This is a genomic window from Streptomyces sp. NPDC023573, from assembly GCF_055559735.1.
This window is the reverse complement of record NZ_JBVHKB010000009.1, coordinates 235,487-254,704: the sequence shown is the minus strand read 5'-3', so window position 1 is coordinate 254,704 and position 19,218 is coordinate 235,487. Positions and strand designations below refer to the sequence as shown.

The 19,218-nt window shown below is 70.0% G+C and carries 17 protein-coding genes; 12 read left to right on the top strand and 5 right to left on the bottom strand.

Features of this window, described 5'->3' with window-relative positions:
* Positions 1–183: 183 nt before the first annotated feature.
* The 3 genes from ACZ32T_RS27665 (at position 184) to ACZ32T_RS27655 (ending at position 3,998) form a co-directional block, all read left to right on the top strand.
* Positions 184–1,779, top strand: coding sequence for an MFS transporter (locus tag ACZ32T_RS27665; RefSeq protein WP_467369589.1), 1,596 nt, complete (start codon positions 184–186; stop codon positions 1,777–1,779).
* Between the two features lie 144 nt (positions 1,780–1,923).
* Positions 1,924–2,394, top strand: a complete 471-nt coding sequence (locus ACZ32T_RS27660) for a DUF485 domain-containing protein (RefSeq protein WP_467369587.1) — start codon at positions 1,924–1,926, stop codon at positions 2,392–2,394.
* Positions 2,391–3,998, top strand: coding sequence for a sodium/solute symporter (locus ACZ32T_RS27655; RefSeq protein ID WP_467369585.1), 1,608 nt, complete (start codon positions 2,391–2,393; stop codon positions 3,996–3,998). The genes ACZ32T_RS27660 and ACZ32T_RS27655 overlap by 4 nt, the downstream gene beginning before the upstream one ends.
* 105 nt (positions 3,999–4,103) lie before the next feature.
* On the opposite strand, the gene ACZ32T_RS27650 is transcribed toward ACZ32T_RS27655, so the two are convergent.
* On the bottom strand, positions 4,104–5,564 hold the full coding sequence (locus ACZ32T_RS27650) for an MFS transporter (RefSeq protein ID WP_467268449.1): 1,461 nt from the start codon (positions 5,562–5,564) through the stop codon (positions 4,104–4,106).
* 182 nt (positions 5,565–5,746) lie between these two features.
* On the opposite strand from ACZ32T_RS27650, the gene ACZ32T_RS27645 reads away from it, so the two are divergent.
* Positions 5,747–6,202 (top strand): MarR family winged helix-turn-helix transcriptional regulator, encoded by a 456-nt coding sequence (locus tag ACZ32T_RS27645; protein ID WP_467268451.1) that lies wholly within the window; start codon positions 5,747–5,749, stop codon positions 6,200–6,202.
* Positions 6,203–6,229: 27 nt separating this feature from the next.
* On the opposite strand, the gene ACZ32T_RS27640 is transcribed toward ACZ32T_RS27645, so the two are convergent.
* The 3 genes from ACZ32T_RS27640 to ACZ32T_RS27630 all read right to left on the bottom strand — a co-directional run bounded on the left by ACZ32T_RS27640 (position 6,230) and on the right by ACZ32T_RS27630 (position 10,809).
* A complete protein-coding gene (locus ACZ32T_RS27640) occupies positions 6,230–7,129 on the bottom strand; it encodes a cellulose-binding protein (protein ID WP_467268452.1) in 900 nt (299 codons plus the stop codon).
* 204 nt (positions 7,130–7,333) lie between these two features.
* The gene (locus tag ACZ32T_RS27635; RefSeq protein ID WP_467369583.1) at positions 7,334–9,835 is read right to left on the bottom strand and encodes an SUKH-4 family immunity protein; all 2,502 of its coding nucleotides are present in this window, start codon (positions 9,833–9,835) and stop codon (positions 7,334–7,336) included.
* Positions 9,832–10,809 carry an SMI1/KNR4 family protein gene (locus tag ACZ32T_RS27630; protein ID WP_467268458.1) on the bottom strand — a complete coding sequence of 326 codons (978 nt, stop codon included), beginning with the start codon at positions 10,807–10,809 and terminating at the stop codon, positions 9,832–9,834. Before ACZ32T_RS27630 ends, ACZ32T_RS27635 begins: the two co-directional genes overlap by 4 nt.
* A 238-nt stretch (positions 10,810–11,047) precedes the next feature.
* Between ACZ32T_RS27630 and ACZ32T_RS27625 the strand changes: the two genes are divergently transcribed.
* Positions 11,048–11,569: a YwqJ-related putative deaminase gene (locus ACZ32T_RS27625; protein ID WP_467268460.1), complete on the top strand. Its 522-nt coding sequence runs from the start codon at positions 11,048–11,050 to the stop codon at positions 11,567–11,569.
* An 11-nt stretch (positions 11,570–11,580) separates the two neighbouring features.
* Complete coding sequence (locus ACZ32T_RS27620) at positions 11,581–12,090, top strand: SUKH-3 domain-containing protein (protein WP_467268463.1); 510 nt, start codon at positions 11,581–11,583, stop codon at positions 12,088–12,090.
* Positions 12,091–12,106: 16 nt separating this feature from the next.
* Here the strand turns inward: ACZ32T_RS27620 and ACZ32T_RS27615 are convergent, their stop codons facing one another.
* Positions 12,107–13,420, bottom strand: coding sequence for a sensor histidine kinase (locus ACZ32T_RS27615; protein ID WP_467268465.1), 1,314 nt, complete (start codon positions 13,418–13,420; stop codon positions 12,107–12,109).
* A gap of 155 nt (positions 13,421–13,575) precedes the next feature.
* Here ACZ32T_RS27615 and ACZ32T_RS27610 point away from each other — a divergent pair, with 155 nt between their 5' ends.
* The 6 genes from ACZ32T_RS27610 (at position 13,576) to ACZ32T_RS27585 (ending at position 19,218) form a co-directional block, all read left to right on the top strand.
* A complete protein-coding gene (locus tag ACZ32T_RS27610) occupies positions 13,576–14,460 on the top strand; it encodes a hypothetical protein (protein ID WP_467369581.1) in 885 nt (294 codons plus the stop codon).
* Positions 14,461–14,642: 182 nt separating this feature from the next.
* Positions 14,643–16,091 (top strand): bifunctional UDP-N-acetylglucosamine diphosphorylase/glucosamine-1-phosphate N-acetyltransferase GlmU, encoded by a 1,449-nt coding sequence (glmU, locus tag ACZ32T_RS27605; protein ID WP_467268471.1) that lies wholly within the window; start codon positions 14,643–14,645, stop codon positions 16,089–16,091.
* Positions 16,092–16,211: 120 nt separating this feature from the next.
* Complete coding sequence (locus ACZ32T_RS27600; RefSeq protein WP_033301367.1) at positions 16,212–17,189, top strand: ribose-phosphate diphosphokinase; 978 nt, start codon at positions 16,212–16,214, stop codon at positions 17,187–17,189.
* Positions 17,190–17,389: 200 nt separating this feature from the next.
* Positions 17,390–17,968 (top strand): 50S ribosomal protein L25/general stress protein Ctc, encoded by a 579-nt coding sequence (locus tag ACZ32T_RS27595; RefSeq protein WP_467268477.1) that lies wholly within the window; start codon positions 17,390–17,392, stop codon positions 17,966–17,968.
* 110 nt (positions 17,969–18,078) lie between these two features.
* Entirely contained in the window at positions 18,079–18,672 is a 594-nt protein-coding gene (gene pth, locus ACZ32T_RS27590; RefSeq protein WP_467268479.1) for an aminoacyl-tRNA hydrolase, read from the top strand.
* 75 nt (positions 18,673–18,747) lie between these two features.
* Positions 18,748–19,218 carry a hypothetical protein gene (locus tag ACZ32T_RS27585; protein WP_467268481.1) on the top strand — a complete coding sequence of 157 codons (471 nt, stop codon included), beginning with the start codon at positions 18,748–18,750 and terminating at the stop codon, positions 19,216–19,218.

Genomic DNA, 19,218 nt, shown 5'->3' with positions numbered 1-19,218 from the left:
CGCCTCTCGTCCTCCGGCGGGAGGAACGGCCCCCAAGCACAACTCCGGTGCTCCCCCTAGGGGTCCGGGCCCGGGGTGCGGGACCTGAGTAGGGGTCCCGCTCTCCGGCCTGCGGCTCCCGTAGGGCGCCGGACGGTGAGACGGTGTCCACCGTCAAGTAGATGCATAGGGAAGGGACCCCTCGTGGGCGGCACGGACGGCACCGGCGGCACGGACAGCCCGGAAGCGGTACGCGGGACCGCCGCCCCCGGGGCCCCACCGGACACCCCGCGGAGCCGTCGTCCCGTCGTGGCTGCCCTCATGCTCGGCATGGGACTCTCCGCCATCGACGGCACCATCGTCGCGACAGCCGTGCCGCAGATCGTCGGCGACCTCGGCGGGTTCTCCGTCTTCTCGTGGCTCTTCTCCGGCTATCTGCTCGCCGTGACCGTCACCCTGCCGGTGTACGGGAAGCTCTCCGACACCTTCGGCCGCAAGCCCGTCCTGATCGCCGGGATCATCCTCTTCCTGGCCGGCTCCCTGCTCTGCGCGGCCGCCTGGAACATGGCCGCCCTCATCGCCTTCCGCGTCGTCCAGGGTCTCGGCGGCGGCGCCCTCCAGGGCACGGTGCAGACCATCGCCGCCGACCTGTACCCGCTCAGGGAACGGCCGAAGATCCAGGCGAAACTGTCCACCGTCTGGGCCACTTCGGCCGTGGCGGGGCCCGCGGTCGGCGGGCTCCTCGCCGCGTACGCCGACTGGCGCTGGATCTTCCTGATCAACCTGCCGGTCGGCGCCGTCGCCCTCTGGCTGGTGGTCCGTCACCTCCACGAACCCGCCAGGCCGCGCCCCGCGACCCGCGCCCGCATCGACTGGGCGGGCACCCTCGCGGTCTTCGCCACCGGCGCGCTGCTGCTGACCGCGCTCGTCCAGGGCGGTGTCGCCTGGCCCTGGCTCTCCACCCCCTCACTCGGGCTGCTGGGAGGGAGCGCCGCGCTGGCCGCCCTGACCGTCCTCATCGAACGCCGCGCCGCGGAGCCCGTCATCCCCGGCTGGGTCTGGCGGCGCCGCCCCATCGCCTCGGTCAATCTCGCCCTCGGCGCGATGGGACTGCTCATGGTCGCGCCGACCGTCTTCCTGCCGACCTACGCCCAGTCCGTCCTCGGACTGGGCCCGATCGCCGCCGGGTTCGTCCTCTCCGTGATGACCCTGAGCTGGCCGGTGGCCGCCGCCTTCTCCGACCGGGTGTACAACCGCATCGGCTTCCGCCGCACCGCGATCACCGGCATGTCCGGGGCCCTGCTGGTGCTGCTCTGCTTCCCGCTGCTGCCCTATCCCGGCAGCGCCTGGCAGCCCGCCCTGCTCATGCTGCTGCTCGGCGCGGCCCTCGGCCTCTTCCAGCTCCCCCTGATCGTCGGGGTCCAGTCCACGGTCGGCTGGGCCGAGCGGGGCACGACGACGGCGTCCGTGCTCTTCTGCCGCCAGATCGGCCAGAGCCTCGGTGCGGCGCTGTTCGGCGCCGTCGCCAACGGTGTGCTCGCCTCCCGGCCGGCCACCTCCCCCGTCCCGGGCCCGCCCGGCGACCTGGACGCGGTGTCGCGCGCCCTCGAGGACCCGGCCTCCCTCTCCGCCGCGGCGACGGACCATCTGCGGCGGGCCGTCGACACCGCCGTCGACCACGTGTTCACCGGCGCCGCGATCGCCGCCGCTCTCGCCCTGCTGGTCCTCGTCGTCCTGGCCCCACGCCGCTTCCCGGTCCTGGACGAACACGAGAGCGCTCCCCGAACCCCGAAGGACTAGACAACTGGCGCGTTACCTCGGGTAGTTCGCCCACACCCCTCCCCCACCGCGATACCCGCGAGTAACGTACGCGCTCCCGACAGCGCACCCGCGCACCTGCCTTGCAGCCCGTCCCCGGGCCCGAGCCATGCAGGGAGCACCGCCATGCCGCAGCACCCGCAGCCCCCGCCGCACCGCCCCGGTCGGCCCCCGTACCCCGGCGACTACCTCATGCCCTGGCAGAGCTCCCCACCCCCGCCACCGCCCGCCACCGCGGCACCCGCACCCGGCCGCGCCCCGGCGCCCGGGCACCACAGCGACCTACGACGGCTCCGCACCGCCTACCGTCGGCTGCGCCGCCTCTCGGCCCTCACCGCCCTCGGTTACTTCACCCTCTTCCTCCTGCTGTCCGGCTACGCCCCCGCCCTGATGACCCGCCCCGTCGGCGACGGCGGGCTCACCACCGGCCTCCTCCTCGGCCTGTGCCAGCTCCCCGTCGCGCTCGCCGCCACCGCCGTCTACGAGTGGACCGCCCGCCGCACCGTCGACCCGCTCAGCGCCGGGCTCCGCGACCGGGCCGGCCCCGCGCGGACCGGCGCACCGGCACCGGACCGCAGGAAGGGGTCCGCCCTGTGAACGGATTCGACGAGGCGGCCCGGACGATGTCCCTCACCGCGTTCATCGCCGTCGCCAGCCTCACCCTGCTGCTCTGCGTCATGACCGGGCCCGACCGCGACGACCTCGACGCGTTCTACACCGGCTACCGCTCCCTCGCGCCCCTGCGGGGCGGCCTCGCCATCGCCGGGGACTACCTCTCCGCCGCCACCGTCCTCGGCACCACCGGGGTCATCGCCCTCACCGGCCACGACGGCCTCGTACTCGCGCTCAGCACGGTGCTCTCCCTGGTCCTGCTGATGTTCCTGCTCGCCGAACCCCTGCGTAACGCGGGCAGGTTCACCATGGGGGACATGCTCACCCGCCGGGCCCCCGGCCGGGCGGCCCGCGTCGCCTCCTGCGCGGTCACCCTCGCCGCCCTGCTGCCCCTGATGGTCGTCCAGCTCGCCGGCAGCGGTGACCTGCTCGCCTTCGTCCTCGGCTTCGACAGCTCCGGCTTCCGCACCGGATCCATCATCGCCCTCGGCGTCGTCATGATCGGCTACGCGGCCATCGGCGGCATGAAGGGCACCGCCCTGATCCAGATCATGAAGACCCTCGCCCTCCTGGGCGCGGGGCTCCTCGTCTCCGTACTCGTCCTCGACCGCTTCGACTGGGACACCGGCGCCCTGCTCCGCGCCGCCGAGAACGGGAGCGGGGCGGGCTCCGCCTATCTGCACTCCGGCCTCCAGTTCGGCGGCAGCGACCTCGACATGATCAGCAGCGAACTGACCGTCGTGCTCGGCGCCGCCTGTCTGCCGCACATCACCATGCGGATGGCCGGCGTCCGCGACGCGCGGGCGGTCCGCCACTCCCTGTCCTGGGCCGTCTGCACCGTCGTCGGCATCTGCCTCCTGCTCGCCGTCATCGGCTTCGGAGCCGCCGCTCTCGTCGGAGGCGAGCGCATCACCGCGGCCGGAGCCCAGGGGAACAGCGCCGTACTCCAGGTCACCGCCGCCGTGGCGGGCGGCGGCAGGACGGGGGCACTCGTCGTCACCACCATGACCACGGCGATCTTCCTGACCCTGCTCGCCTCCGTCGCCGGAATGATCCTGGCCTGCGCCAACTCGCTCGCCCACGACCTCTTCGCCCACGGCCGGCGGACCGCGGAGCCGACGAGGCCCCGCACCGAGATGGCCACGGCCCAGGCCGCGGCGGTCGGTGTCGGAGCACTCGCCGTCACCCTCGCCGTCCTCACCCGGCACTGGAACGTCCAGGCGCTGGTGGCCCTGTCCTTCTGCGTCGGGGCGTCCGCCATCGCCCCGGCGCTCGTCTACAGCATGTTCTGGCGCCGCTTCACCCGCACCGGGCTGCTCTGCACCCTCATCGGCGGCACCGCGTGCGTGTTGGTCCTGATCACCGGTACCGACCTCGTCTCCGGTTCCCCCGGATCCGTCTTCCCCCACCGGGACTTCAACTGGTTCCCGCTCACCACGACCGGCCTGGTCTCCATCCCCTTCGGCTTCCTCGCCGGGTGGCTGGGCACCCTGTACGGCGGGGACGCGGACCCCGCCGGGCAGCGCCGCCGGTACGAGGCCGTCGAAGCCCGGATCCTGGCCGGAGCCCCGCCCGCGGGGCCCCCGTGACACGGCCAGGAGGAAACGGCACCGGACGGCCGACTGCCCGGCTCCGGCCCCCGAAGGGGCCGGAGCCGGGCAGTCGGCCGTCCGGAAGGACGCGCGCCGGGGTCATCAGCCCTTGGCGGCGGCCACCTCGGGCGCGGCGGCGGCGTCGGCCTGCTCGCCGGAACCGGCGGCGGGACGGCGCAGGGCCGGGATGAACGCCGAGATCACCACGGCGACCAGCGCGACACCGCAGCCGAGCATCAGGCCGGTACGGAACCCTGCCTCGGAGGTGAAGCTGTAGCCGGCCGTCTCCGTGGTCATCTGGGCGAGGACCGCGCCGATCACAGCGGCGCCGATCGAGGTGCCGAGGGCGCGCATGAGGGTGTTGAACCCGTTGGCGGCGGCCGTCTCGGACACCGGGACCGAGCTCATGATCAGGGCGGGCATCGCACCGTAGGCGAGGCCGACGCCGCTGCTGCTGACCATGAGGAACAGCATCAGACCCCAGGCGGAGCCCATCAGGAGGACCCCCAGCCCGTAGGCCCCGGCGATCACCAGCACACCGCAGATCAGCGTGAACTTCGGGCCGCGGGAGTCGGTGAGCTTCCCGCCGAGCGGCGAGATGACCATCATCATCAGACCACCGGGGGCCATCCACAGACCCGCCGCGAGCATCGACTGACCCAGGCCGTAGCCGGTGGCCTCGGGGAACTGCAGGAGCTGCGGCGCGATCAACATGCCTGCGTACATGCCGAAGCCGACGAAGAGCGACGCCAGGTTGGTGATCAGCACCCGGGGACGGGCCGTGGTGCGCAGGTCGACCAGCGGGTCCTTGGTCCGCAGCTCCCAGAAGCCCCAGACGAGAAGCACCACGACGGAGGCGACGAACAGGCCGATCGTCGTCGTGGAGGCCCAGCCCCACTCGGCGCCCTTGGAGATGGCGAGGAGCAGACAGACCAGACCGATGGCCAGGCCGACGGCGCCGGGCATGTCGAAACGCTGCCCCTTGGCGCCGGCCGGGACGTCCGGCACCAGGAACCAGATCAGGGCGAAGATGATGAGGGCCAGCACGGCGGAGCCCCAGAACAGCACGCGCCAGTTCGCGTACTGGGCGACCGCCGAGGCGATCGGCAGGCCGAGGGCGCCGCCGATACCGAGGGAGGCGCTGACCAGGGCGATGGAGGAGCTCATCTTCTCCTTCGGCACCACGTCACGCAGCAGGGCGATGCCGAGCGGCACCATGCCCATGCCCATCCCCTGCAGACCGCGCCCGATGATCATGGGGACGACGGAGGACGCGAGCGCGCAGACCACCGACCCGACGACCAGCGGCACCGCACACACGAGGAGCATCCGGCGCTTGCCCAGCAGGTCGCCCAGCCGCCCGGAGACCGGTACACACACCGCCGAGACCAGCAGGGTGACGGTGATCACCCAGGCCGCGTTGGAGGACGTGGTGTCGAGGAGCTTCGGCAGCTCCGCGATGAGCGGGGTGACCAGGGTCTGCATGACCGCCGCCACGGTGCCCGCGAAGGCGAGCGTGGCGATCACACCGCCTGATCCGGCTTTCGACTGGGGGGCATCCATGAGGTCGGTACTCCTTGGGGTCGGGCGTCTCGGTCAGCGATATGCATCGTACATGTCCAATGTATCGTACATGTTGAATGTGTCATGCATGTTATGTGTCCAGTACACGTCTCGTGAGAACATGAAACCCCCCGCGACCGACGCGCGACCGACCCGGGACAGGAAAAAGGAGGCGACAGGACATGACCGGACCCACGGACGACGTGGAGTACGAACAGATGCTGCTCTGGCGCCACGACCTCGCCTACCACCGGGGCGGACGCCACCGGAACGCCCTCCTGGAACGCAGCGCCTACGTCCTCCTCAGCCGCATCCGCGTCCAGGGACCCATGTCCATCGGCGAACTGAGCGACGCCTTCGGCCTCGACGCCTCCACCCTCAACCGCCAGACCGCCGCCACCACACGCGCCGGACTGACCGAACGCATCGCCGACCCCGAGGGCGGCACGGCCCGCAAATTCCGCATCACCGACAAGGGCGCCCACCTCCTCGACGAAGAACGCGAACGCGTCGTACGCGCCCTGGACCAGGTCATGCACGACTGGCCGGCCGAGGACATAGCCGCCTACGCCGCCTACCTCAAACGCTTCAACACCGGCATCGAGCACCTCTCCGAACGCCCCTGGCCACGCCCCTGACCCGGCCGCCCGACACCATGCACCCCGTCACTCCCCCACGGACCCCGACACCGCACGCCCCGTGAGCGCCGCCAGCGAATGACGCACATGCGCCATATGCGCCTGCACCTCCTCGCGCCCCTCCTCGTGCTCCCGCAGAACCCGCTCCGTCTCCCGCACCACACGCTCCTCCGCCACCCTGGCCCCCGCCAGCAGCTCCGCCGCACGCGCCTCCGCGTCCTCCTGACCGTGCCGCGCCGCCTCCTCCGCCTCCGCGAGCTCCCGCCGCGCCCGGTCGAGCAACGCCTCCCCACGAGCCGCCAGCTCCGCCTCACGCTCCGCCGCAGCCGCCTCGGCACCGGCGATCTCACTCTCCGCCGCCTTACCCCGCTCGGCATGCTCCTGCTCCTGATGCGCCAGCACCCCCGCCGTACGACGACGCGTGCCCTCCATCTCCGCCTCCGCGGCCCCACGCACCTCACCGGCCTCCCGACGCGCCTCCTCCACCAGCGCCCCGGCACTCTCCCGCGCCCCGGCCAGCACCCCCTCCGCCCGCGCGTCCGCCTCCGCCCGCACAGCACCGGCCCACTCACGCGCCGCCTCACGGACCTCCCGGCCCGCCACATCCGCGGCGTCCCGCAACGCCTGCGCCTCCTCCGACGCCGCACCCCGCGCCGCCTCCGCCTCGGCCTCCGCCAGAGCCAGAATCTGCTGCGCCCGCTCCCCCAGCGACCGGTACGTCTGCGGAGCGAGCGAGGCCACCACCTCACCCAGCCGCACCGCCTCCGCCGCCAACTCCTCGGCCCGCCCCGTCAACAGGGCAAGCCGCTCCAGAGCCCCGTCCCGCTCCGCCGACAGCGAGGCCACCACCCGGTCCACCTGCTCAGGACGGTAACCACGCCCCCGAACACCGACAAAACCGTGCGCGGACACCGGTCCACCACTCATCCCTCAAGCCCTCTTTCCCGCTCTCCGACTCCCCGGCCATGAAGCAATACGTCAAGGATGCGGTAATTGGCCCGGAAGTCGGAATCGATCAGCTGCATTCAGGACGGAAGCGACCCGCATCACGGAACCCCACACAAAAGGCGCCCGCCCCCTCACAGGACGAACGCCTCTCGTACACAACGGATCAGACCCGACCGGACCACATCACAGCAGCCCGTCCCACATCTGCTCCAGCAACACCGACCACCAGCCCTCCGGCGACGCCAGAGCCGCCGCGTCGATCGCCACCAACTGCGCCTGGAAATCGACCGTCCAACGACCCGCCTGCTCAGGATTCAACCCGAACCGCAACCGCCACATCCGGCCCAGCAAAGCCATCGACCGCACGAACTCCGGCAACCCCGTGTTCACGAACTGCGGCGGAACCGGCTGACCCCCCGGACCCGCCTCCACCGGAACAGCCACGATGTTCGCCGTCCCGTACTGCACACAGATCGCCCGGCCGAAGTCCGAACCCATCACCAGATACGAACCCGCGTCCGACGCGGGCTGCACCTGACGCTGCCCCGCCAGCTCCGCCAGCGTCGGCACCACAGGATGACCAGGCTGCGCCCAGAAGAACGGCCCGAAATCAGCAGGCAGCCCCGCCCACACCAGCGTCCGCGCCACCACCTCGGGCACACCCTGACGGGACACCGCCCGCTGATCGAAACGCAGCACACCCTGAGGACCGAAAGCCCCCAGCATCTCCTCCGCCAGAGCCTCCGGAGGCACCACCGGCGCAGGCGGCATCTGCGGCAACGGCGCCCGCACCGGAGCCGGCCGCGCCGGCCCGTCCGCCACCTGATGCAACTCACCCTGATGCGTCAGCAGATGCTGCATCCCCTGCTGCCGGCTCGCGTGATCCGTCCCGTACGGCGCGACACTCGTGATCCGGACCTGCGGCCACGTCTCCCGGATCATCCGCGCACAGTAACCACCCGGAAGCTCACACGACTCCAGCTCCGTATGCAGCTCGATCACCTGCTGCGGCGGCACACCCATCCCCCGCAGCTCATGCAGCATCTGCCACTCCGGATGCGGAGTACCCGGCGCCGAACGCCGGATCAGCTGCTGCTCACTGCCGTCGGCCGCACGGAAACGCAGCACGGCCTGATACCCCGGACCGACCGTCGGCAGACCCACCGGCTGCTGCGGATAGCCGTACGCCCCAGGAGGCGGAGGCGGTGTATGCGGCCCCGGAACCCCGGGAGGACCAGGAGGACCCGGAGGACCGGGCGGCTGCGGCGCACCCGGACCGCCCTGCCCCGGACCCGCCAGCATCGTCGCGGCATGGTGCACCCCGCCCCCCGGAGGCGGCGTCGCACCCGGGGGCGGCGGAGGAGGACCGGGCGGCGGCGTGGAGCCGGCAGGCGGCGGAGGAGGAGGAGGCGGCGGCACGCCCGGAGCACCGGGAGCACCAGGAGGACCCGGAGGAGCAGGAGGACCCGGCGGGCCCGGAGGACGCGGCGCGTTCGGACCACCGATGCTCGCATCGGCGAACATCGTCGCGGCATGATGCAGCCCACCACCCGGAGGCGGCGTGGAACCAGGAGGCCCAGGGGGACCAGGAGGACCAGGCGGCTGCACACCCGGAGGCGGCGTCTGCGAGACCAACTGCGTCGGCACATAACCACCCGCAGGCGCACCCGGCCCGGAAGGCGGCGGAACAGCCCCCGGCCGCGCCCCCGGCACACCGGGCGCCCCCGGCGGCGGCGGAGTCGTCGACCCCGACCCCCGAGCACCCCTCGGCGACACGACGGCCTTACTCGTCGCCGCGTCCGCGATGTCCCCCGCCCCGCGCCCAGGACCGGCAGAAGGCGGCCCGGCAGGCGCCGGAGCCGAAGGAGCCGGAGCAGCAGGGGCAGAAGGAGCAGCGGGCGCAGGAGACCCCGGAGGCGGCGCCTGCGGATCCAGCCCGGGCACCACCGCCGTCGGCGGCAGCTGACTGCCACCCGACATCAACGCCGTGGGCGCCTCCGCCGAAACCACCGGCGGCGGAGCCCCGTCGTCGTCCGACCCCGAGAGCGGCGGCGCGAACACCGTCGCGGGCAACGGCACACCACCCTCGTCCGCACCCGCGTTCGTGTCCGTACCCGCCCAAGGAGTCCCCCCGGCCGGCACCCCGTCGTTCGCCGTCGGCTCATGATCCCGCTGCCCACCGGCAGCCGGCCACGCCGACCCCGAACCACCAGCCGGCGCGGGAACAGAAGGAGAAGGAGAAGGCGCCTCAGGGGCCGGCGCAGAAGCCGAGGACGGCGCGTCCCCCTCCGCACGCCGATCCGGAATCCCCAACTTGTCCGCCGCCTCCTGCAACCACTCCGGCGGCGTCAACAAGAACGACGTCTGATTCAGATCAATACGCTGCGGCGGCTCCGGAGCAGCCTCCGCCTCCGCGGAAGCCCCGTAATCCTCCTCGTACCGCCGAATCACCTCACCCACCGGCAACCCCGGCCACAACGTCGCCTCACCACTGTCCCGGGCGATCACCAGCCGCTGACGGCCCCCGTCCGAAACAGGACCCTCCGCACGGTCCTCCGCCCACACCACGAAACCCAGCTCGAACTCACGGACCCGGACCTCACGGTGCTGATACGCGGGCACGTCACCGTTGACCCACTCATCCGCCCGCTCCTGCGCCTGCGCGAACGTCACCACCGCGCTCACCCCTCCACCGGGACGGCCCGCGCGAAGCCACCGTCCACCATCAGGTTCGCCACCGTCTCCAACTCCGGCGGATTACCCGCCAGACGCTGGAGGAACGCATCGAAATCCTCACCGCACGGCAACAGCAGCCGGTCCACCCGCTCCTGCACACCCCAGCCGTCCTGATCCCGCGCATCGTCATACGCGCAGAACCAGACCGACCCCACACCACCACCACGCACCTTCACCGCCAGGATCCCACCCTGGACAAAACCCACACCCAGGAAATCCTTCGTGAAGTGATCACGCAGACACTTGTTCACATAAACCAGGTCATTCACAGCCGCTTCCTCACGCACCGTGAAAAACGGCTGATCCACCAGCAGACCCAACTCCGCGTCCAACGCCGCACCCACCGGAGCCGAACCACCGGCCGCCTTCAGAAACGACCTGTACGCACCCGGAAGGCGATACCCCAAATCCTCCTCGACACCCAGGACCTGCTGCTCACCCACCGCCACAGAACCCTTCGGCAACCGGAAATGAGCAGGCCGCGTCTCCTGCAACGGCCGCGTACCACGACGCCCCTGATCCACAGCAGTCGTCGCCAGACCACCGTGATGACGCAACAACGCCTTCACCTCGACCGGCACCAGCTCCATCCGCCGGCCACCCGCCACGTGATGCCACGTCCACCCGTGCGGAGTCGCCACCGCCGGAATCGTGTCCCACAACTCATGACCACTCGCCGCCAACGCCGCGTTCGCCGACACGTAATCCGTCAGCCGCAACTCGTCGATACCGAACCCCGGAGGCGGATCCGCGATCTCCGCGGCCGCACGCGCATACGGCGAAAGCACCGGAAAGCCGTTCCCGTCCACACGCACACCCCTGGGGTGGCGGGACGCCCGGACAGGATCCGGGAAATGCACGACCTGCCCGGCATAGGCCGCATTCGGTGGCGCGGCTTGCTGCCCGAGCCGACCTGTCGTCATGGCGGTTGCCCCCTGCTGCGTCTGGTGTTGCGCACAGCCTATGCGGTGACGCAACAACGCCCCCCGCCCCCGCCACCCCACTCACCGAACGTCACCAACGCGTGACGGACACGCGACAACCGAGCCACCGACCCACGACACGCAGACACGTTTCCCCCACCCCGCTTCCCCACCACCCTGCATATTTGGCAGGCTGTCCCCCGCAACTCGGGGGATTGCAGGGAGGGACACCAGCACCATGCGCACAGCACAAACAGTCACATCCGGAGACCCACGACTCAGCTGGAGCACCACCGAAACCGACACAGCACCCCACCTCCACCACCGCCGCGACGGCATCCTGCCCGCGGTGGCCGCAGCCCTGTCCGTACGCGGGGAAACACTCACCTGCACCGCAGGCAAAGGCGACCAGCCACCCGTCCTCCACCCCCTCGTACAGGACTTCCTCGACACCCTCACCAGCAACCAGCGCGAACGCTTCACCGGACGCTGCCCCGAAGCCATACTCCTGTCACGCCAGCTCACCGCAGCCGACAGCAGCCGCTCCAAACGAGCCCAGCGCAAACCCCTCACCAACGGCGAAGCCCGCCGTGCACTCAAACACGCCCGCCTCACCGCCCGCCGCATCCGCGAGGACGGCGACCCCCTCCACGGCAGCTACGCACCACCCTGCCGCTCCTGCACCGAGATGCTCGCCCACTTCGGCGTACGCCCAGTCGACCTCACCACCGGTGCGGCGACCACCGCCGAGAAGGGCTGAACCCACCACCCATGCGCGACCTGCCCGGCCAACAGAGCCGCACCTCCACCACCCGCTTCCCCGTCGCCCTCGACGCCGCACTCCGCGACGCCGGCTGGCGACCCGGCCGCTGGGACATCCGCCAGGCCGAGGAATGGGCCGACACCCTCCGCTCCCACGCCTCCCCCGCCGGCCACCAGCACGCCGTCTTCCCCGCAGCCGTCGAAGCCTGGGCCGAATTCGGCGGACTCCACATCACCTCCACCGCACCCGGCCGCCACATCGCCACCACCACCGTGCACATCGACCCGCTCTGCGGACTCCACCTCGCACGCACACTCGGCGACCTCGGACGCGCACTCGACACCGAAGTCGCCCCCCTCGGCCAGGAAGGCGACGCACAAGCAGTCCTCGCCATCGACAACGAAGGCCGCGTCTACTCCATCGACCACACCGGCGACTGGTACCTCGGCTCCGACATCGACCGCGCCCTCGAAACCCTCGTCACCGGCGTACAACCCACCCGCCTCACCTCAGGCTGACCAGGCCGACAACGCCCTACACCGCCCCGCCGTCCGGCAACACCGCCGACACCCGGAAACCACCCGCATCCGTCGGCCCCGACACGAACACACCCCCCAGCCCGAGCACCCGCTCCCGCATCCCCACCAGACCGTTCCCACCACTCGGCAGCCCCGCATCCGCCGTCACACCATCAGTCGGACCGTTCTCCACCTGCATCGCCACCTCCACCCCCCGATACGCCAACCGCACCCACGTCCGCGCACCCGCCGCATGCTTGTGCACGTTCGTCAACGCCTCCTGCACCACCCGGTACGCCGTCTGCTCCACCTCCGGCGCATACGGACGCAGGTCCCCCTCCACCGACAGCTCCACCGTCATCCCCGCCTCACGGGACTGCGCCACCAGCGCCTCCACCTCCCGCAACCGCGGACCGTCCTCAGCCACGACCGCGGCGGCAGCCGCAGCCGCACGCCCCACCGAGGCCAACGGCACCTGCCCCGCCGACGGAGCCACCAGCGCATCACCGCTCCGCAGCACCCCGAGCATCTCCCGCAACTCCGTCAACGCCTGCCGGCCCATGTCCCCCACCAGCGCCGCGTTACGCACCGCCTTCGCCGGATCCTTCGGAGCCACCGCCTGCAACGCCGCCGCGTGCACCACCATCAGACTCACCCGGTGCGCCACCACGTCATGCATCTCCCGCGCGATCCGGCCCCGCTCCTCCGTACGCGCCCACTCCGCCCGCTCCTCCGCCCGGTCCGCCAGCAGCGACAGCTCCCGCTCCAGCGAATCCGCACGCTCCCGCAAGCTCTCCATCAGCCTGCGCCGCGCCCCGATGTAGAGCCCGAAGAACACCGAGGGCGCCGTCAGCCCCAGCGACATGAAGAGCGACACCACCGGGACGTACCAGAGCGGCCCGAACTCGGCATGTTCCGTCACGCTCTGCCGCAGCCGCACGTACGACACGATGAACGTGCCGACGAGCGTCATCCCCGTCAGCACCACAGTGATCCGGCGCGGCACATCGGAAGCCGCCAGCGTGTAGAGCCCGACGATCCCCATCAGGAAGCCCATCTCGGCCGGCGTCGTCGCTATCGACACCAGCACCACGGCGATCGGCCAGCGCCTGCGCAGCACCAGCACCGACCCCGCCAGCAGCCCGAAGAGCACCCCGAGCGGCACCGGCAGCCCGGTGTCCCCGGCGAACGCCACCCCCTCCAGCGCACACTCCAGCGCCGAAACCAGCGCCAGTCCCACGTCCAGGGCGACACCACGCCGCCGCTCCCACCACCAGTAGCCGCGGGTGGTCAGACCCGCCGCTTCCCGGTCTGCCCCCGTTGCGGTCATGGCATCCAGCCTACGGGCGGACGCATCCCAATTTCCGGCGAGTCCGTCAGCACAGAAAGTGACCGGTCATACCGCAAAGGCGGTTAGATCGCGCGATCCGGTGAACCGAGCATCCTTTCGACCCGGACGTCCGCATTCCGGACGACGCTGCTCGTATGACACATGCCAGTGGCAAGTACGCGGACTTCGAGGGACTGCGGAAGCAGGCGGTCGCGCTGCGGCGGCAGGGGCTCAGCGTGCGGCAGATCAGGGACCGACTGAAGGTCTTCAACAACGACATCCTCCATCGCCTCCTCCGGGGCGAGCCCGCCCCGGAGTGGACGAAGCGCCCCAACGCCAAGGACGACCTGCGCGAGAGGGCCCGGGAGCTGCGACTCCAGGGGATGACCTACGACCAGATCCAGGTGGAGCTGGGGTGCTCGAAGAGCTCGATCTCCCTGTGGGTGCGGGACCTTCCGAAGCCGGAGCCGCGCTACTCGGAGGAAGAGCGGCTCGCGCGCATGAACGCAGGCTTGGCCAGCCTGCGGGCCAACCAGGACGCGGAACGATTGGAGACGAAACGGATCGCGCGCGAGTCAGTGGGCGAGGTCTCCGACCGGGAGCTGTTCCTGACCGGAGTCGCGCTCTACTGGGCCGAGGGCATGAAGGACAAGCCATACAGCCGCCGGGAAAGCCTGCTCTTCATCAACAGCGACCCCAACGTGATCAAGGTCTACCTGAGTTGGCTCGATCTGCTCGGCGTGACACGCGAACGTCTGCACCTCCGCGTCAGCATCCATGAGACGGCGAACGTGGCAGAGGCGGAGGACTTCTGGGCCGAACTGACCGGAGTCCCACGCACAGACTTCATGCGGGCCACCCTCAAAAAGCACTCCCCGAAGACGACTCGGAAGAACACCGGCGAGACGTATCGCGGCTGCTTGGTCATCTACGTAACCAAGAGTGCAGAGCTCTATCGTCGCGTAGAGGGCGCTTGGTACGGCATAGTGTTGGGTGCCAATCCGGCAGACCGGCGCAATGCCCGGTTTAGCCGGGATTAATCCCCCATGGTGTAATCAGGCAGCACTGCGAGTTTTGGTCTCGTATGTCCAGGTTCAAATCCTGGTGGGGGAGCCCCCGGCCATCGGGCCCCGACCTCACCGTCGGGGCCCGCGCTCGTTTCATGCACAAAAGCCCCCGGTATCCTGCGGATGTCCACCACCCGAAGCCGAAGGGCACATCCGTGAGCGCCATCAGCCCGGCAGCCGTCGTCGTCCTCGCAGCGGGTGAGGGCACCCGTATGAAGTCGAAGACCCCCAAGGTCCTGCACGAGATCTCCGGGCGCTCGCTCGTCGGACATGTCGTCGCCGCATCCCGTGAACTGGACCCCCAGCACCTCGTCGTCGTGGTCGGCCACGCGAGCGAGCAGGTCACCGCGCACCTCTCCGCCGGGGACGCCCCCGTACGCACGGCGTACCAGGCCGAGCAGAACGGCACCGGCCACGCGGTCCGGGTGGGCCTGGAGGAGCTCGGCGGCGTCGTGGACGGCACCGTCGTCGTCGTGTGCGGAGACACTCCGCTGCTCTCCGGGGAGACGCTCTCCGCGCTGGCCGCCACCCACACGGCCGACGCGAACGCCGTCACCGTGCTGACCGCCGAGGTCCCGGACTCCACCGGCTACGGCCGGATCGTCCGCGACGCGGCCACCGGCGCGGTCACGGAGATCGTGGAGCACAAGGACGCCACCGTCGCGCAGCGCGGGATCCGGGAGATCAACTCCGGGGTGTTCGCGTTCGACGGCCGGCTCCTGAGCGATGCGCTCGGCAAGGTGCGTACGGACAACAGCCAGGGCGAGGAGTACCTCACCGATGTGCTGTCGATCCTGCGCGAGGCGGGTCACCGCGTAGGCGCCTCGGTGGCCGGTGACCACCGGGAGATCCTGGGCATCAACAACCGGCTCCAGCTGGCCGAGGCCAGGCGTCTGCTCAACGAGCGGCTCCTCGAGCGCGCCATGCTGGCGGGTGTGACGGTGGTGGACCCGGCGTCGACGCTGATCGACGCGACGGTGACGTACGAGCGTGACGCGGTCGTGCATCCGGGGACGCAGCTGCTGGGTGCGACGCACCTCGCCGAGGACGCCGAGGTCGGCCCGAACTCGCGGCTGAGGGACACGGTGGTCCACGCGGGTGCCCGTGTGGACAACACGGTCTCGGACGGTGCCGAGGTCGGCCCCGGTGCGTCGGTGGGGCCGTTCGCGTATCTGCGGCCGGGGACGAGGCTGGGGGCGAAGGCCAAGGCGGGTACGTACGTCGAGATGAAGAACGCGACGATCGGTGAGGGCACGAAGGTGCCGCACCTGAGTTATGTCGGTGACGCGACGATCGGTGATCACACCAACATCGGTGCGGCGAGCGTGTTCGTGAACTACGACGGGGTGTCCAAGCACCACACGACGATCGGGTCCCATTGCCGGACCGGGTCGGACAATATGTTTGTGGCGCCTGTCACGGTCGGGGACGGCGTTTACACGGCTGCCGGTTCGGTCATCACGAAGGATGTGCCGGCGGGTTCGCTGGCCGTCGCCCGGGGCCAGCAGCGGAATATCGAGGGCTGGGTCGCCCGGAAGCGGCCCGGGAGTGCGGCGGCTCAGGCCGCTCAGGCCGCCTCGCAGGAGTCCGACGGCGAAAGCTGACCGGAAACAGGTGCGCCAAAGGCGGCGTACCGTGATACGTGCTCACCCATTTCGGCTGGCTCGTCGCACATCGGGACACATGCTGCGCGGTGCCAGATACACGTCTGAGGAGACTGTGCTGTGACCGGGATCAAGACGACCGGCGAGAAGAAACTGATGTTCTTCTCCGGCCGCGCCCACCCCGAGCTGGCCGAGGAGGTCGCGCATCAACTGGGTGTCGGCCTCGTGCCGACGAAGGCCTTCGATTTCGCCAACGGTGAGATCTACGTACGTTTCCAGGAGTCCGCCCGTGGCGCCGACTGCTTCCTGATCCAGAGCCACACGGCTCCGATCAACAAGTGGATCATGGAGCAGCTGATCATGCTGGACGCGCTGAAGCGCGCGTCGGCGCGGTCGATCACGGTGATCGTGCCGTTCTACGGTTATGCCCGTCAGGACAAGAAGCACCGTGGCCGTGAGCCGATCTCGGCTCGTATGGTCGCGGATCTGATGAAGACGGCGGGTGCGGACCGCATCCTCACCGTGGATCTGCACACGGACCAGATCCAGGGCTTCTTCGACGGTCCGGTCGACCACCTGTTCGCGCTGCCGATCCTGGCGGACTACGTGGGTGCGAAGGTCGACCGTTCGAAGCTGACGATCGTCTCTCCGGACGCCGGCCGGGTGCGTGTGGCCGACCGTTGGTGCGACCGGCTGGACGCTCCGCTGGCGATCGTGCACAAGCGCCGTGACAAGGACGTGCCGAACCAGGTCAGCGTCCATGAGGTCGTGGGTAACGTCGAGGGCCGGGTGTGTGTGCTGGTCGACGACATGATCGACACGGGTGGCACGATCTGTGCGGCTGCTGACGCCCTGTTCGCGCATGGTGCCGAGGACGTCATAGTGACGGCCACGCACGGTGTGCTGTCGGGTCCGGCGGCGGATCGTCTGAAGAACTCGAAGGTCTCGGAGTTCGTGTTCACGGACACGCTGCCGACCCCGGGTGAGCTGGAGATCGACAAGATCACGGTGCTGTCGATCGCGCCGACGATCGCGCGTGCGGTGCGTGAGGTGTTCGAGGACGGTTCGGTGACGAGCCTCTTCGAGGAGCAGGAGTGATCACCTGCGGGTGATCGACTTGGGGCGCGGCCTCCCCGCCGGGTAGACTGGACAAGTTGCTCGGCGAGGGAGGCCGTTCTCATGCGCAGGCATGGGGGCTGGTTGTCCGTTATCGACGCGCTCTTCGTAGCAGGCCTGTCGTGGGCCGGGTGACCATCGGTTTTTCGTCACCTTTCGAGTCACCCTACGAGGAGTGCAGCATGGCTGAGATCAAGCTCGACGCAACGGTCCGCACGGAGTTCGGCAAGGGCGCTGCCCGTCGTACGCGTCGTGCCAACCTGGTTCCGGGGGTCGTCTACGGCCACGGTGCTGCGCCGGTCCACATCAACCTTCCGGGCCACGACCTGCTTCTGGCTCTGCGTACGGCCAACGTCCTGATCGGTCTGGAGATCGACGGCAAGGACGCGCTGGTGATCCCGAAGGCCGTGCAGCGTAACGCCATCAAGGGCAACATCGAGCACGTCGACCTCCTCACGGTGAAGCGTGGCGAGAAGGTCGAGGTCGAGGTCGCGGTTCACGTCGAGGGTGACCTGGCTCCGGGTGGCAACCTGCTCGAGTACGTGCAGAACACGCTGCTCGTCGAGGCCGAGGCGACGCACATCCCCGAGTCCGTCACGGTCTCGATCGCGGGTCTGGACGCCGGTGACTCGATCCTGGCGAAGAACATCCCGCTGCCGAAGGGCTCCGTGCTCGCCGGTGACGAGGACGCGGTCGTGCTCCAGGTCGTCTCGGCGCAGGTCGAGGAGGCCCCCGCCGAGGAGGCTTCCGCCGAGGCCTGATCCTCGCCGTACCTGCTTGACTGACGGGGTGGCGGTTCCCTTCCGGGGGTTCCGCCGCCCCGTTTCCCTGTATCGACCTGTCCGTGCGTACTGCGAGGAGACCGACTCCGATGTCCGACGTCACCGACCCCTGGCTGATCGTGGGTCTCGGTAATCCTGGTCCCGATTATGCGGCGAACCGGCACAATGTGGGCTTCATGGTGGCTGATCTGCTGGCTGAGCGGATCGGTGGGAAGTTCAAGCGGGCGCCGAAGGCCCAGGCGCAGGTGTTGGAGGGGCGGGTGGGTCCGCCTGGTCCGCTGAGTCGTCGTGTGGTGCTGGCCAAGCCGATGTCGTACATGAATCTGTCCGGGGGGCCGGTCACCGCGTTGCGCGATTTCTACAAGGTGCCTACGGATCACATCGTCGCTGTGCATGACGAGTTGGACATCGATTTCGGGATGTTGCGGCTGAAGCTGGGTGGCGGTGACAACGGGCACAACGGGTTGAAGTCGATGACGAAGGCGATGGGTCCGGATTATCACCGGGTGCGGTTCGGGATCGGCCGGCCGCCGGGGCGGATGCAGGTCGCTGATTTCGTGCTGAAGGATTTCTCCTCCGCGGAGCGCAAGGAGCTCGCCTACCTGGTGGACCGGTCGGCGGATGCGGTGGAGTCGTTGCTGGCGGAGGGGCTGGAGCGGGCTCAGTCCGCGTACAACTCCTGACATTCCTGTTGCTTCTTGGGTGTTTTTCGGCCATGGGTTGACCGGTGGTGGGGCGCTGCCCAAGGATCGGCCCCCATGAAGCGGAGTTCTTCCCACCGGCTGGTGGCTCATGGCCGTACGTTCGCCGCGGGTTGTGTCGTGCTGTTGTTGCTGGTGGCGGGTGTGTGGTCGTCGTGGGAGAGCGCGCATCACGTCGTGCTGGCGAAGGGCCGTGAGCACGGGACGATGTCGGTGACGGCGTGCGGGGAGGACGTCTGCACGGGGTCGTTCTCGCCGGACGCGGATGCGCGGGAACGGTCCGCGGTGCGGGTCGAGCGGTCCGTGGCGGCGGAGAAGGGGGATCGTTTCCCTGTGGTGGTGAAGCCCGGTACCGGTGATGTCGTGCGCACCGGGACGCCGGGCTTTCTGCATGCGTGGGTGCCGTTGGGTGGTGCGCTGGTGCTGGCCGCGCTGGTGATCGGTGGCGGTATGCGGCTGACGCGGACGGCGTGGGGTACGGGGGTGGCGGGTGCGGTCCTGTTGCTGGCGACGTTCGTCGCTCTGTGA